The organism is Subtercola lobariae, from assembly GCF_014640255.1.
GTDB lineage: Bacteria > Actinomycetota > Actinomycetes > Actinomycetales > Microbacteriaceae > Subtercola > Subtercola lobariae.
In genome coordinates this window covers 332131-345271 of record NZ_BMGP01000006.1, presented here as the reverse complement: position 1 = coordinate 345271, position 13141 = coordinate 332131, and the positions used below count along the sequence as shown (strand labels likewise).

11 protein-coding genes are annotated in these 13141 nt (G+C 67.1%); 5 read left to right on the top strand and 6 right to left on the bottom strand.

Annotation, left to right across the window (positions count from 1 at the left end):
- The first annotated feature begins 11 nt into the window (after positions 1-11).
- The 3 genes from rhaI to IEX24_RS16785 all read left to right on the top strand — a co-directional run bounded on the left by rhaI (position 12) and on the right by IEX24_RS16785 (position 4998).
- The gene (gene rhaI / locus IEX24_RS16795; RefSeq protein ID WP_188680331.1) at positions 12-1181 is read left to right on the top strand and encodes an L-rhamnose isomerase; all 1170 of its coding nucleotides are present in this window, start codon (positions 12-14) and stop codon (positions 1179-1181) included.
- A gap of 224 nt (positions 1182-1405) precedes the next feature.
- Positions 1406-3442, top strand: coding sequence for a bifunctional aldolase/short-chain dehydrogenase (locus IEX24_RS16790; RefSeq protein ID WP_188680329.1), 2037 nt, complete (start codon positions 1406-1408; stop codon positions 3440-3442).
- The gene (locus IEX24_RS16785; RefSeq protein WP_188680326.1) at positions 3439-4998 is read left to right on the top strand and encodes a rhamnulokinase; all 1560 of its coding nucleotides are present in this window, start codon (positions 3439-3441) and stop codon (positions 4996-4998) included. The genes IEX24_RS16790 and IEX24_RS16785 overlap by 4 nt, the downstream gene beginning before the upstream one ends.
- A 17-nt stretch (positions 4999-5015) precedes the next feature.
- On the opposite strand, the gene IEX24_RS16780 is transcribed toward IEX24_RS16785, so the two are convergent.
- The gene (locus tag IEX24_RS16780; RefSeq protein ID WP_188680324.1) at positions 5016-5759 is read right to left on the bottom strand and encodes a TetR/AcrR family transcriptional regulator; all 744 of its coding nucleotides are present in this window, start codon (positions 5757-5759) and stop codon (positions 5016-5018) included.
- 94 nt (positions 5760-5853) lie between these two features.
- Here IEX24_RS16780 and IEX24_RS16775 point away from each other — a divergent pair, with 94 nt between their 5' ends.
- Positions 5854-6168 carry a putative quinol monooxygenase gene (locus tag IEX24_RS16775; protein WP_188680322.1) on the top strand — a complete coding sequence of 105 codons (315 nt, stop codon included), beginning with the start codon at positions 5854-5856 and terminating at the stop codon, positions 6166-6168.
- On the opposite strand, the gene IEX24_RS20090 is transcribed toward IEX24_RS16775, so the two are convergent.
- The gene (locus IEX24_RS20090) at positions 6092-6388 is read right to left on the bottom strand and encodes a pentapeptide repeat-containing protein (protein ID WP_372435752.1); all 297 of its coding nucleotides are present in this window, start codon (positions 6386-6388) and stop codon (positions 6092-6094) included. The genes IEX24_RS16775 and IEX24_RS20090 overlap by 77 nt on opposite strands.
- Here IEX24_RS20090 and IEX24_RS16765 point away from each other — a divergent pair.
- The gene (locus tag IEX24_RS16765) at positions 6328-7296 is read left to right on the top strand and encodes an alpha/beta hydrolase fold domain-containing protein (protein ID WP_229715450.1); all 969 of its coding nucleotides are present in this window, start codon (positions 6328-6330) and stop codon (positions 7294-7296) included. The two genes, IEX24_RS20090 and IEX24_RS16765, sit on opposite strands and share 61 nt — an antisense overlap.
- Positions 7297-7422: 126 nt before the next feature.
- Here the strand turns inward: IEX24_RS16765 and IEX24_RS16760 are convergent, their stop codons facing one another.
- From IEX24_RS16760 to IEX24_RS16745, 4 genes are all read right to left on the bottom strand, one after another.
- Positions 7423-8307, bottom strand: coding sequence for an alpha/beta hydrolase fold domain-containing protein (locus IEX24_RS16760; RefSeq protein ID WP_188680318.1), 885 nt, complete (start codon positions 8305-8307; stop codon positions 7423-7425).
- Between the two features lie 98 nt (positions 8308-8405).
- Positions 8406-10064 carry a glycoside hydrolase family 71/99 protein gene (locus IEX24_RS16755; RefSeq protein ID WP_188680316.1) on the bottom strand — a complete coding sequence of 553 codons (1659 nt, stop codon included), beginning with the start codon at positions 10062-10064 and terminating at the stop codon, positions 8406-8408.
- 97 nt (positions 10065-10161) lie between these two features.
- The gene (locus IEX24_RS16750) at positions 10162-11868 is read right to left on the bottom strand and encodes a glycoside hydrolase family 127 protein (protein ID WP_188680315.1); all 1707 of its coding nucleotides are present in this window, start codon (positions 11866-11868) and stop codon (positions 10162-10164) included.
- Positions 11861-12985 (bottom strand): LacI family DNA-binding transcriptional regulator, encoded by a 1125-nt coding sequence (locus IEX24_RS16745; RefSeq protein WP_188680313.1) that lies wholly within the window; start codon positions 12983-12985, stop codon positions 11861-11863. Before IEX24_RS16745 ends, IEX24_RS16750 begins: the two co-directional genes overlap by 8 nt.
- Positions 12986-13141 lie beyond the last annotated feature (156 nt).

The following is a 13141-nucleotide window of genomic DNA, read 5'->3' as shown; positions in this document are numbered from 1 at the left end:
GGAACGCCTTCATGAACACCCTCAGCCCCACCGTACTCAGCCAGCTCGAGTCTCAGGTCATCGAATTGCCGTCGTGGGCGTTCGGCAACTCGGGCACCCGCTTCAAGGTCTTCAGCACCCCGGGCACGCCCCGCAGCATCCAAGAAAAGCTGACCGACGCGGCCCAGGTCAACAAACTGACCGGCCTCTCGCCGAAGGTCGCCCTGCACATTCCCTGGGACAAGGTCGACGATTACGCCGCTCTAAAGCAGACGGCCGCAGACCTCGGCGTGAGCATCGGCACGGTCAACTCGAACACGTTTCAAGACGACGCCTACAAGTTCGGCAGCCTGACCCACATCGATGCGGGCATTCGCCAGAAGGCCATCGACCACCACTTCGAGTGCATCGAGGTGATGCACGCTACGGGTTCGGCCGACCTGAAGATCTGGCTCGCCGACGGCACCAACTACCCCGGCCAGGGCGACCTGCGTGGTCGCCAAGACCGTCTCGCCGACTCGCTGCAGAAGATCTACGACCGGCTCGGCGCCGAGCAGCGTCTGGTGCTCGAATACAAGTTCTTCGAGCCGGCTTTTTACCACACGGATGTTCCTGATTGGGGCACCTCGTACGCCCAGGTCGCGGCGCTCGGCGACCGCGCAATGGTGTGCCTCGACACCGGTCACCATGCTCCCGGCACGAACATCGAGTTCATCGTGATGCAATTGCTGCGCCTCGGCAAGCTCGGTTCGTTCGACTTCAACTCACGCTTCTATGCCGACGACGACCTCATCGTGGGGGCGGCCGACCCGTTTCAGCTCTTTCGTATTCTGTTCGAGGTGGTACGCGGTGGTGGTTACGGCTCCTCGTCGCCGGTGGCGTTCATGCTCGACCAGTGCCACAACGTCGAAGACAAGATTCCGGGCCAGATTCGCTCGGTGCTGAACGTGCAAGAGATGACGGCGCGCGCTCTCAGCGTCGACACCACCGCGCTCGAAGCCGCGCAGAACGCCGAAGACGTGCTCGGCGCGAACGGCGTGCTGATGGATGCGTTCTACACCGACGTTCGCCCTGATCTCGCCGAGTGGCGCGAATCTCGCGGGCTTCCCGCCGACCCGATGGCCGCCTACGCAGCCTCGGGCTACCAGCAGCAGATCGCCGAGACCCGCGTCGGTGGCACGCAGTCGTCGTGGGGTGCGTGAGCATCGTGGCCTACCCGTCGCACGCGATGACACCGCGTTGGCAACGCCGGCAGATAACCGGCCCGCCTGTCGCCCGCGATGACATCTCGTCGGCAGCGCCGGCAAATAGCCGGCCGGCCACCGCACGCGCGGCCGGCTACCCCGCGAACCGCTCGCTTGCGCTCTGACCTCCGCCGGGCATCCGGTCGCCCGTGACTAACGAACAACCTGAAGGAACCACTCACATGACGAACCCCACCGCCGCTGAGCTGATCGCTCGCTCGAATCGGCTCGGCTCCGACCCGAAGAACACCAACTACGCCGGCGGCAACACCTCGGCCAAGGGCGTCGAACGAGACCCGGTAACGGCTGAAAACGTCGAGCTGCTCTGGGTCAAAGGCTCGGGCGGCGACCTCGGCACCCTGAAAGAACAGGGGCTCGCCGTGCTGCGACTCGACCGCCTGCGTTCGCTGGTGAACGTCTACCCCGGCGTCGAGCGCGAAGACGAGATGGTGGCCGCCTTCGACTACACCCTCTTCGGCAAGGGCGGGGCGGCTCCATCGATCGACACCGCCATGCACGGCCTGGTCGATGCGGCGCACGTCGACCACCTGCATCCCGACTCGGGCATCGCCATTGCCACCGCGGCAGACGGCGAAGAGCTCACGTCGAAGGTCTTCGGCGGCAAGGTCGTCTGGGTGCCGTGGCGCCGGCCCGGCTTTCAGCTCGGGCTCGACATCGCCGCCATCAAAGAGGCGAATCCGGATGCCCTCGGGTGCATTCTCGGCGGGCACGGCATCACGGCCTGGGGTGACACGTCTGACGAGTCGGAGGCGAATTCGCTGTGGATCATCGACACCGCGGCCGCGTACATCGCCGCGAACGGCCGCGAGTTGCCGTTCGGGCCGGCCCTCGAGGGCTACGGCGCCCTGCCCGAGGCCGAACGACGCGCGAAAGCGGCGGCGTTGGCCCCCACTATTCGGGGGCTGGCGTCGAGCGACAGGCCCGTGGTGGGGTCATTCAGTGACGCCGAGGTGGTGCTCGACTTCTTGGGTTCGGCCGAGCATCCGCGGCTCGGAGCATTGGGCACCTCATGCCCCGACCACTTCTTGCGCACCAAAGTGAAGCCGCTCATTCTCGACCTGCCGGCTTCGGCGTCGGTCGACGAGTCAATCGCGCGCCTGAAAGAGCTGCACGCGTTGTACCGCGAGGAGTACGCCGCATATTACGACCGGCACGCGACGCCCGACTCGCCCGCGATGCGCGGGGCCGACCCGGCCATCGTGCTGATTCCGGGCGTGGGAATGTTCTCGTACGGCGCGAACAAGCAGACCGCGCGCGTTGCGGGCGAGTTCTACATCAACGCCATCAACGTGATGCGCGGGGCCGAAGCGCTGTCGACGTACGCGCCTATCGACGAGGCCGAGAAGTTTCGCATCGAATACTGGGCGCTCGAAGAGGCCAAGCTGGCGCGGCTGCCCAAGCCTGCGTCGCACGCGACCCGAATCGCGTTGGTCACCGGCGCCGCCTCGGGCATCGGCAAGGCCATCGCCACCCGGCTCGCCGCCGAAGGTGCGTGCGTGGTGATCGCCGATCTCGACTTGCAGAAGGCTCAGGATGCCGCGGCAGAGCTCGGTTCGACCGACGTCGCCATCGGGGTTGCCGCCAACGTCACCTCGCCCACCGAAATCCAGGCCGCCATCGACGCCTGCGTGCTGCAGTTCGGCGGACTTGATCTCGTGGTGAACAACGCGGGGCTCTCGCTCTCGAAGCCGTTGCTCGAGACGACCGATGCCGACTGGGATCTGCAGCACAACGTCATGGCGAAGGGCTCGTTCATGGTGTCACGGGCCGCGGCTCGCGTGCTCATCGACCAGCAGATGGGCGGCGACATCATCTACATTTCGTCGAAGAACTCGGTGTTCGCGGGGCCGAACAACATCGCGTACTCGGCGACGAAGGCCGACCAGGCGCACCAGGTGCGGTTGCTCGCGGTAGAGCTCGGCGAGCACGGAATCAAGGTGAACGGCATCAACCCCGACGGGGTGGTGCGCGGCTCGGGAATCTTCTCGGGCGGCTGGGGCGCCAAGCGCGCGGCGGTCTACGGGGTGCCCGAAGAGGAGCTCGGCGCGTACTACGCCAAGCGCACCATTCTCGGGCGCGAGGTGCTGCCCGATCACGTGGCGAACGCGGTCGCGGTGCTGACGGGGGCCGATCTCACCCACACCACGGGGCTGCACATTCCTGTTGACGCGGGCGTGGCGGCAGCGTTTCTGCGATGAGTTCGGGCGAGCGCGGCGTCGTCGCCGCCGTCGACTTGGGCGCCACCAGCGGCCGGGTGATGCTCGGCCGCGTCGGGCCGAATGAGCTCTCGCTGCGGTCGGTGGCGCGGTTCGCCAACGAGCCCGTGCGGCTCTACGAGGCATCTGGGTTCGGGCTGCATTGGAACATCGTCGAGCTGTACCGCTCAGCGCTCGCGGGGCTGCGCACGGCCGTGCGCGAAGAGCCCGAGCTGGCATCGATCGGCGTCGACTCGTGGGCCGTTGACTACGCGCTGCTGCGCGGGGGGCGGATGCTCGGGGTTCCGTATCACTACCGCGACGACCGCACTTCTGCAGCGGTCGCCGATGTGCACGAACGCATCTCTGCCGAGGAGCTCTATCGGCGCACTGGGTTGCAGCATCTGCCGTTCAACACGGTGTTTCAGCTGGCCGCCGACCGGGCATCCGGAGACCTGGCGCTGGCCGATGGCGCGCTGCTGATTCCCGACCTGATCGGGTACTGGCTCACGGGTGTCGGTGCGGCCGAGATCACGAACGCGTCGACCACAGGGCTGCTGAACCCTTCGACGCGGGCGTGGGATGCCGAGCTTCTGCACCTCCTGGGCATCGCGCCAGCACTGCTGCCCCCGCTCATCGAGCCCGGGAACGTGCTGGGCGGGCTGTTGCCCGACGTGGCGGAAGCGCTCGGAGCGCCGCGGAGGAATGGAGGTCGCGCGAGCGGGCTCGGGCTCGCGGGCGGACTTGGGCTCGCGGGCGGACTCGGCGGCGCAGGCGGACTCGGCGGCGGTACGGGCAGCCGCGGCCGCGGGTTGAGCGTGGTAGCGGTGGGGTCGCACGATACGGCGTCGGCGGTGGTGGCGGTTCCGGTGACGAGTGATGAGTTCGCGTACATTTCGAGTGGAACATGGTCACTCGTGGGGGTGGAGCTCGAGCAACCGGTGATCAGTGAGGCCGGGCGAGCCGCGAACTTCACGAACGAGGGCGGCGTCGATGGGCGGGTGCGGTTTCTGAAGAACGTTTCGGGGCTGTGGCTGCTGTCGGAGTCGGTGCGTACCTGGGAGCGTGAATCGGGGGCCGCGATCGACCTGACGGTGCTGCTCGCGCAGGCTGCCGCCGTCACCGCGCCCGTCTCTGAGTTCGATGCCGCAGACGAGCGGTTCATCGCGCCCGGCGACATGCCCGCGCGCATTGCGGCATGGTGCGTTGAGCGTGGGCTCGCCGCACCGCAGACGCCTGCCGAGTTCACGCGGTCGATTCTGCAGAGCCTGGCGGCGGCGTATGCCACGACCATCGAGCAGGCCGCGGAGTTGTCGGGGTCGAGCATCCGGGTCATTCACATTGTGGGCGGCGGGTCGCAGAACGGGCTGCTGTGCCAGCTGACGGCCGACCGCACCGGCCGAACCGTGCTCGCGGGGCCGGTGGAGGCGACCGCGATCGGTAACGTGCTCGTGCAGGCGCGCGCCGCCGGCTTCGTGGGCGCCGATGCGTCACTCGAGTCGTTGCGGGCCCTTGTGGCAACCACTTTCGCGCCCGTTCGGTACGAACCGCGGCGATAGACGTCGCAGAACCGGGTCTAGGGAGCGCCCGCGATCAGGCCGTTCAATACGCGGTTGAGCGCGGTTGAGAAAATCAGCGCGCGGCTGTCTGGCTCGTGGGGCAGTTGTGCGTCTCGAACAACGTGAGCGAAGCGGGGGTACAGGCCGCCCTCGATGATCGACTCCATGTACGGCCGGGCGGCGCGCCCCCACGCCTCGGCGGTGAGGCCACCTCGTTGCAGGGCTTGCTCTTCGGCGAGTTCTCGCGTGACGAATCCGCGTACGAAGGAGTGCAGGGCCTCGCTGGTGACGAGTTTGTCGTCGATGCTGAGGTCGAGAGCATCCATCGCCGCAAGGCCGTGCTCTATGGAGGCGAGCGAGTTCGGGCCGAAACTCGGCCGACCGGCCGCGAGACTGGTGAGCCACGGGTGCCGGTGAATGGTGCGCCGAATTCGGTGCGCGAGGTCGGTGAGATCGGCTCGCCAGTCGCCGGTCAGGGGCGGCAGCGGGGCATCCGCACCCTCGACCCAATCGACCATGAGGTCGTGCAGCTCGTCTTTGCTGAGCACGTAGCTGTAGAGCGAGGCCGCGCCGATGGTGAGAGTGGCCGCGAGTTTGCGCATCGAGACCGCCTCAATGCCGTGGGCGTCAGCCAAGGCGACGGCCGCTGCAGCGATCTCGTTGCGGCTGCGGGCGGGAGCGGGGCCTTTCGCCGAACGCTCCGGCCGAGCCCAGATGAGCGCGCGATCGACCGATGGCCTCTCGAACGACTTGTCGGGCATCCAATCTCCTTGCTTGTCACCACCATCATGCACGTGTACCGTGGGAACAACACTACATCGAACGGTGTACGGAGTAAGCGAATCGGAGAATGACATGGCACTTCAGGATCAGCCCGCCTACATCATCAAGATGCACGCCAAGCCCGGAATGGGCGACCGGCTCTTCGAACTGGCCACGGTCGGCATGCAGAAGTCGAACTCGTCGAACCGGTACACGATTCTGCGCGAAGACGACGACCCCGATGTGCTGTGGAACGTCGAAGTGTTCACCTCTGAAGAGTCGAAGGCTGCGTACGAGAACAGCGATCTCGCCGACGAGCTGCGCGATGAGATCATCGATCTGCTCGCCGAGCCCCCGATGCGCATCGCAGCCCACCCGTATTCTGCGCTGCCGGTCGACCCGTCGTGAGCGGCCGGCCGTGACCATTCAGCCGCGCTCCGGTCAATGGGGCACCGCTCAGCCGCGCCACGCTCAGCTGCGCCACATTCAACCGCGCACCGCTCAGCCGCGCACCATTCACCCGCGAACCGCTCAGCGGTGCCCCATTCACCCGCGCACCGCTCAATCGTGACCGCCCAACGCCCCCACCCGCCGTTCGACCCCGAACTCGCCGCGTTGTACGGCGCATCGCTTACCGATACGCCTTTCGCCATGACGGCCGACATGCTGCCGTTCGCGCGAACTCCTGACCTCAGCGATGAAGAGATCGACGAGGCCCTGCGAGCGCGCGGGCTCGAACGACGCGACTTCACCATCAGCGGGTACCGCGGCGACGAGATCGTGGTCTCGACGATTTCACGCCCCGGGCACACGGGCTCGGCTGCCTGCTTCTACACGATTCACGGTGGCGGGATGATCGTGGGCAGCCGCCTCGACAACCTGGCTTCGTTCGACGAATGGATGTTCGTTCACGACGCCGTCATGGTGACCGTGGAGTACCGGCTCGCCCCCGAGCATCCAGACCCCTTCCCGGTCGAAGACTGCTACGCCGGGCTCGAGTGGACGGCAGCGAACGCCGACCTGCTCGGCATCGACCCGGCGCGCATCGTGATCGTGGGAACGAGCGCGGGCGGTGGCCTCGCAGCAGGAACCGCTCTGCTGGCGCGCGACCGTCAGGGCCCGGCGCTTCACGCGCAGATTCTGATGTGCCCCATGCTCGACGACCGCGACCGCACTGTTTCAGCCGAGCAGATCGACGGCGTCGGGGTGTGGGACAGGCAGGCGAACAATTTCGGCTGGAGCTCCCTGCTCGGCGACCGTCGCGGTGGTGACGATGTGTCTGTCTACGCGGCTCCGGCACGAGCGACAGATCTCTCGGGCCTGCCGCAGACGTATATCGACTGCGGAAGCGCCGAGGTGTTTCGTGACGAAGCGGTCGCCTACGCGAGTGGGCTCTGGGCGGCCGGCATCAACGCCGAGCTGCACGTGTGGGCCGGCGGATTTCACGCCTTCCCCGTTCTCGTGCCGAACGCGGCCGTTTCGCGGGCCGCAACCGCGGCGCTCGCCAGCTTCACGGCTCGAATCCTCACCGTTTGAGGCAGAGGGGCTGGCCGAGGTCAGACGGGGTAGCCGACGTCAGAGAGGGTAGCCGACGTCAGACGGGGCCGGTCGTCAAGCTGTCGCCGGCAAGATCGAGCCGCAGTCACGGCAGTCGAGACGCGATCAGTGGGCGTCGAGCCACGCTGCGATGCGCGCGATCGAGGAGGCGGCACCGGGATGCTCGGGGCTGTTCAGATGCCCGTGCCGCGTGCCGTACTCCCGCACGATGTGCACCTCGCGCCCCTCGAGCGCAAGCGCCGCGCCGAAGAGCTCGCCCGATGTGCGCAGGTCGTCGATGTCGCTCGTGACGATGAAGGTCGGCGGAAAGTCGGCGGGTGCAAGCAGGCCCGGCACGGCCGGCGAAGGGCCGAACGGAGGCTCGGCCCCGAGATAGGTGGCGTACATCGCGGCGATGGCCAGCGGCTCAAAGCGCGGCTCGCCCGGCTGCACGACGCTCAACGATTGCATAGTCGCGGCTGAGTGCGGCCCCTGGTCGGCGTGCAAGGTCGGGTAGACCAGCACCACCGAGTCGGGCAGTGGATGCCCGGCATCCCTCAATCGAAATACCGCCCCCGCGGCGAGGTTCGCTCCAGCGCTAGCTCCGCCCATCGAAATGCGCGACCCCGATTCGCCTACGGCTGAGTGCGCGGTGAAACTTCGAGGGTTGGCCGAGGCCGCGCGCCAGACCGCGACAACGTCGTCTGACGGAATCGGGTAGTGCGGCCCGTCGGGGGTCGCCAGGCGGTAGTCGACCGCGATGACGGTTCGCCCGGTTCGCGCGGCGAGCTCGCGACACACCCAGTCGGACTCGGGCATGTCGAGGTCACCGCCCGTGAAGCCGCCGCCGTGCATCCACACGAAAATGTCTGCGGATGCCGCACCGCCAGTGGAATACACGCGAACCGGCACCGAGATGGCCGGCTCGCCCTCGTGGCCGAACGTGACGAGCCGATCGGTCACGACGACAGCGGCGGCGGCAGCGGCAGCGGCAGCGATGGGTGATGACACGGCGACTCCTTCTAAAACTGCTGACTCAATTGTGGGCCTCGGGGTGCCCGACCCGCGCGCGACCGCACGAAACGTGCCGGGCACCCCACGCCCGCCCGCTACGGGTACCGGCTGTCGAGCGTCACCGCCGGGAACGCCGCACCCGAGCGGTACTGATCTACCAGGTCGCGCACGAGCTTGAGGTAGTAGAACCCCCACCCGTCGGAGTCGGCGCCCGCGAGCTTGGTGATCTTTGTGGGCTCGATGTCGTTGCTGCCTGCGACGCTGAACTGGTCGGGGCGACCGAACTCGTTCCACTGCTGAATCGTCAAGAACTCGGGCTCGATGCGGTAGGCGTTCGCGATCATCTCCACCAGGTTGGCGCCCGAGTTGCGGTTGTGCGTGTCCCAGTTGGCGAACGACCCCGGGCCTTCGTTGCCCGGGTTGGCGACTACGGCCGTCATCTGCTCGGGCCGCTGCTGAATGAGCGCGGTGAACCCGAACCAGCCCAATCCGCCGAGCGTGCTGTTGTTCACTGCCTGAAATACGACGCTGCGGCCGACGAGATCGGCGACGTTCCACTGCCGCACATACAGCCGGGTCGAGTCGCCCGGCGGCACGGCCGACCGCAGAATCGCGCCGGTGGTGGCGTCTTTCAGCAGATAGACGTTTCGCCCATCGAGGTTCGGCAGGTCGCTACCGGCGCTCATGTCGAATCCGATGGCGTTGAACGAGATGACGCGCTGAGTGATGGTGAACGGGGCGCTGGTCAGGTTTCCGGTCTTCTGGTCGGCGTTGCCCGAAGGCTGCGAGGTGGCGATCACCTCATCGAGCGACACGTTGAACGCCGGCTGAGTGGTGACCTTCTGCACCGACCAGGGCGCATCGGCGCTCCAGCCCGAAAACGCGGCCGAGTCGAAGGCCGAAATGGCGGTCTCGGCTCCATTGGCGTACGCGACGCGGTCTACCCAGCTCCACTGGCCGCCCGGGTTCAGCACGATCTCGCGAAACGCGCCCATCCAGCGCACGGTGAATGCGGGGTCTGACCAGGTCGGCGGGTCGGTGGTTCGGGCACCAGTGTAGATGGTGAGCAGCGGCTTTCCGTCGTGCTGCACCAGCAACGAGTTGTAGGCCTTGTTCGCCAGGTACTTCGTCTTGATCTGATCGATCTGCGCGTTGAAGTTGTCGGTGCCGGCCTGGCCATTGTCGACGCCGAGCAGAATCGCGATCTGCGGGCGAGCGTTGGCCGGCATCTTCGAGTAGACCTCGAACACCTTGTCGGTGCCCGCGATGATCTTCGCCGCTGTTCCGCTCGTCCAGTTACCGCCGAGGTTGTTCGACCAGTCGGCGATGATGTGGTCGATTCCGGCGTAGGTGATCCAGGCGGCGTGCTGGCGAATGACGCCTTCGTCGAGCGAGCTGTAGTGGCCGAGAATCGGTTCGGCTTCGGGTCGAGGCCAACCCACGGCGTCGAACCAGGTCTCGTAGCCGATGCCGATTTGCGTCGCCTTGCGATTGGCGCTGGCTGACGAACCGCGGTTTCGAGCGGCCTGGCCCAGGCTGTTCGGGCTACTGAAGTCGGGCTGAGGCCCTGGGTTGGGCAACGGCGGCCCCGCCGCGAAAGCCGGGCTGGCGCCTGAAACGGCGAGTGCTGCAGCCCCTGCTGCTGCGGCCGCCGAGCCGATCAGAAACGAGCGCCGGGGTGTGGTGAAACCTGATTCCTTCTCCGCTGAAGGCACAGCGTCCTTCTTCTCTGAAGGGTCGTCGAACTTCGTCATTCGTGTTGCTCCTCCTGCTCGAGCATGTGAGTGATACGTTTCATCTGATACGTTTCAATTTCGAGCAGGTTCAGTTTTACCCCCCTTCGGGGGTATGTCAAGCTTTTGAGGTCAGGTCGGGTTGTAACGCCTGCTGTGTGCCAGCCGAATGGATGCTCTGCAGCACCGGGCCGCGAAACACCGCCACAAGCCCGCTGCCCACCGACTCTTCCGTGACCGCCAGCGGAATCTCGGCCTCGACTGCCGCGCCCACCCGCGGGGCGAGCACGAGCGTCTGGCTGCCGCCGGGGTACCTCAGCGTGAGGGTGAGCGGCACGGCGTTCTCGGGCGCGCGAATCACGTCGAAGCGCACTTCGGGGGCGGCGGGGTACGCGGTGGTTTCGCGGAGCATCCATTCGCCTGCGGAGCCTGCAGCAACCGCGATCGTGCCGGAGTGGAAGCCGACGATGTCTAGCGCGAGCCCCGATGTCGGCACGATCGCCACCCCGTTCACTGGCGCCGAGGCGCCGCGAGCCGACACGGGTGCTGACGCTGACGACGACGGCGCCGCCGTTGAGGCAAGCGCCACGGAGTTCTCGCGCGCTTCGAGCAGGCCGAGCGCTCCGCGCATGGTGCAGCACCAGCGTGCGTCGGGGTGTACCTCGCGCAGCTCAGGATGCTCGGGAGTCATCACTGAATCGAGCCCGAAGCTGCCGTTCGCGCGCTCAGCGGTGTCGAGGGCGTTGTACTCGATCCGCTGAGCGTCGTCGAGGTAGCGCTGTTCGCCGGTGAGCCGCCAGAGCGTGTAGGCCAGGGCGAGGGAGTCGACGATGGCGCACGGCTCGGTCCACGAATCGGGGCGGCCGAACCAGTTGAAGGTGGCGTAGTTGAGCGTGCGGCCGTGGGCTGCGTACGCGTTGTAGAGCCGGACGGCGGTTGCCGCGGCGGCACGAAACTCGGCGGTGGCGGTGGCGGTGGCGGTGGCAGCGGCAGCGGCGGTGGCATCGGCGCTACCGTTCGCGTCCGCGACAACGGCTGTATCCCGCGACGAGTCGACCGGGCCACCCGCCCCGCCGGCCACCGCGGGTCGGGCAGCGACCCCGCCAGCCTCCGCGAAGTCGGCCAGGCAGCGCGCAGCCGCGAGGGTAGCGTGCAGCTGCGCCCGCTTGGCCACCACGTCGACCCGGTCGAGCACCGCGCGCAGCAAAACGATGGCCGCCGCGATGTCAGACCGCCCCGACTGCTGAAAGCTCGGAACCAGCCCGTTCAAAGCGAGAAACACACACCAGATGTCGGTCGAGAGTCGCCATCCGTTCAGAATGACCTCGGCGCTACCCGAGGCCTCCCCCACATCAGCCGAGGTGTCGCGCTCGAATGGGTACGAGTCGAGCCGCGCAAGGGCGGGCAACAGCAGCGCGTCGACGATGCGAAACGCGGCGACGGATGCCCGGGCATCCCCACTGACCGCCGCATACTGCAACAGGCCTGACACGACCCAGCCGTGGCAGGCCACCTGCTGCTCGTCGACCACCTCACCCAGCACCTCGCCGAAGTACCCCTCGGCATTCACCGCTTCGAGCATGCCCTCGACGAGTTCGGTGGCGTGCGGCAGGGCGGGAAATCCGGCGCGCGCGAAACGCGACAGCGAGAGCAGAAGGCGGCCTGCGAGATCGCCGGGCCACGCGTCGACGATGGTCTCGGCGATGACCGCCGCGGTGTCGTAGTCGGGCTGGCAGAGGCGATCGAACGAGGCGGCGAGCCGGGCATCCTGTGTGCGCGTGGTCGTGAAGAGCGGCAGCTGATCGGCCGCGTAAACGTCAGGCACCGGTGCGCTTCGCCGCGGTGCCGCGGGCGGTTGAGGCGTCGGAGCTGGCCACCGAGCCACCCGCGACACCCGCGCCACCCGCAGCACCCGCGGCACCCGCAGCGGCACCGGCAGACCGCGTGCTCTCGCGCACCACGAGCTCGGGCATGAACAAGTGTCGACCGTGCACGTGCCCCGAACCCGCGTCGGCCTCTTCGTGCAGCAGCCGAAGCGCCTCGCGCGCAATCAGGTCGCGCGGTTGGCGAATGGTCGAGAGCGGCACCATGGTCGAGGCGGCGAAGTCGATGTCGTCGTAGCCGATCAGCGCAATATCGTCGGGCACCGACAGGTCAGACGCGAGAATGAGCGACTGCAGAATGCCGACTGCGAGCAGGTCGTTGGCCGCGAAAATCGCATCGGGTCGCGACGCCGCGGGCATCGCGAGAATTCTGTCGCCCACCTCTCGCCCCTCGGCAACGGTGAGGTCGTTCGTCTCCATCAGCGAGAGCGTCACACCCTCGTGCTCGCGAGCGGCTTTGCTCGCACCGGTGAGTCGTTCGCCCACCTGCGAGAACGGGCCGCCGGCGAACAGGATGCTGCGCCTGCCCGTCTCGATCAAGTGGCTCGTGGCCATGTACCCACCCGCCGTGCCGTCGAGGGTCACCGAGCAGAAGTGCTCAGGGTCGGCAGAGCTGTCGAACAAGATCACCGGGGTTCCGCGCGAACGCAGCCGCGACAGGCGCGGAGTGACGCCGTCGAGCGGAGCAATGAGCATTCCGCGCACACGCTGCTCCTCGAAGAGGTCGATGTAACGGTCTTCGCGTTCGGCGTTTTGGTCGCTCGAGCCCAGGATGACCGTGTGGCCGTTGAGCTCGGCCTCGGCCTCGAGCGCGTGCGCCAGATCGGCGAAGAACGGGTTCGAGATGTTCAGCACCACCAGCCCGATGGTGCTGCCTGCACCCATACGCAACTGACGCGCGAGGTCGTTGCGCACGAAACCGAGTTCGAGCATCGACCGCTGAACCTTCGCCAAGTTGGCGGGCGTGACATTCTTCGGGTGATTCAGCACGTTCGACACGGTGCCGACCGACACTCCGGCGTGCTCGGCCACCTCCCGAATTCCGACGTTGGGTTTCATGTGCTCACCATTCGTTTGTTGCCGCTCATCCCCTGTTGTCGCTGGCCCAGCTCGTCGCATAACCGGAGCATCTGGCCGGCCATTCGCGCGAAGTGCGCCCGCCGCCTGCCGCCAGCCGTGTTCATCGTGTTCACCCGACGACGACGCGCCAGCAAC

Coding starts and splice junctions, on each gene's coding strand:
- rhaI (WP_188680331.1), top strand. CDS start 12: ATGAACACCCTCAGCCCCACCGTACTCAGCCAGCTCGAGTCTCAGGTC.
- IEX24_RS16790 (WP_188680329.1), top strand. CDS start 1,406: ATGACGAACCCCACCGCCGCTGAGCTGATCGCTCGCTCGAATCGGCTC.
- IEX24_RS16785 (WP_188680326.1), top strand. CDS start 3,439: ATGAGTTCGGGCGAGCGCGGCGTCGTCGCCGCCGTCGACTTGGGCGCC.
- IEX24_RS16780 (WP_188680324.1), bottom strand. CDS start 5,759: ATGCCCGACAAGTCGTTCGAGAGGCCATCGGTCGATCGCGCGCTCATC.
- IEX24_RS16775 (WP_188680322.1), top strand. CDS start 5,854: ATGGCACTTCAGGATCAGCCCGCCTACATCATCAAGATGCACGCCAAG.
- IEX24_RS20090 (WP_372435752.1), bottom strand. CDS start 6,388: ATGCGCCGTACAACGCGGCGAGTTCGGGGTCGAACGGCGGGTGGGGGC.
- IEX24_RS16755 (WP_188680316.1), bottom strand. CDS start 10,064: ATGACGAAGTTCGACGACCCTTCAGAGAAGAAGGACGCTGTGCCTTCA.
- IEX24_RS16745 (WP_188680313.1), bottom strand. CDS start 12,985: ATGAAACCCAACGTCGGAATTCGGGAGGTGGCCGAGCACGCCGGAGTG.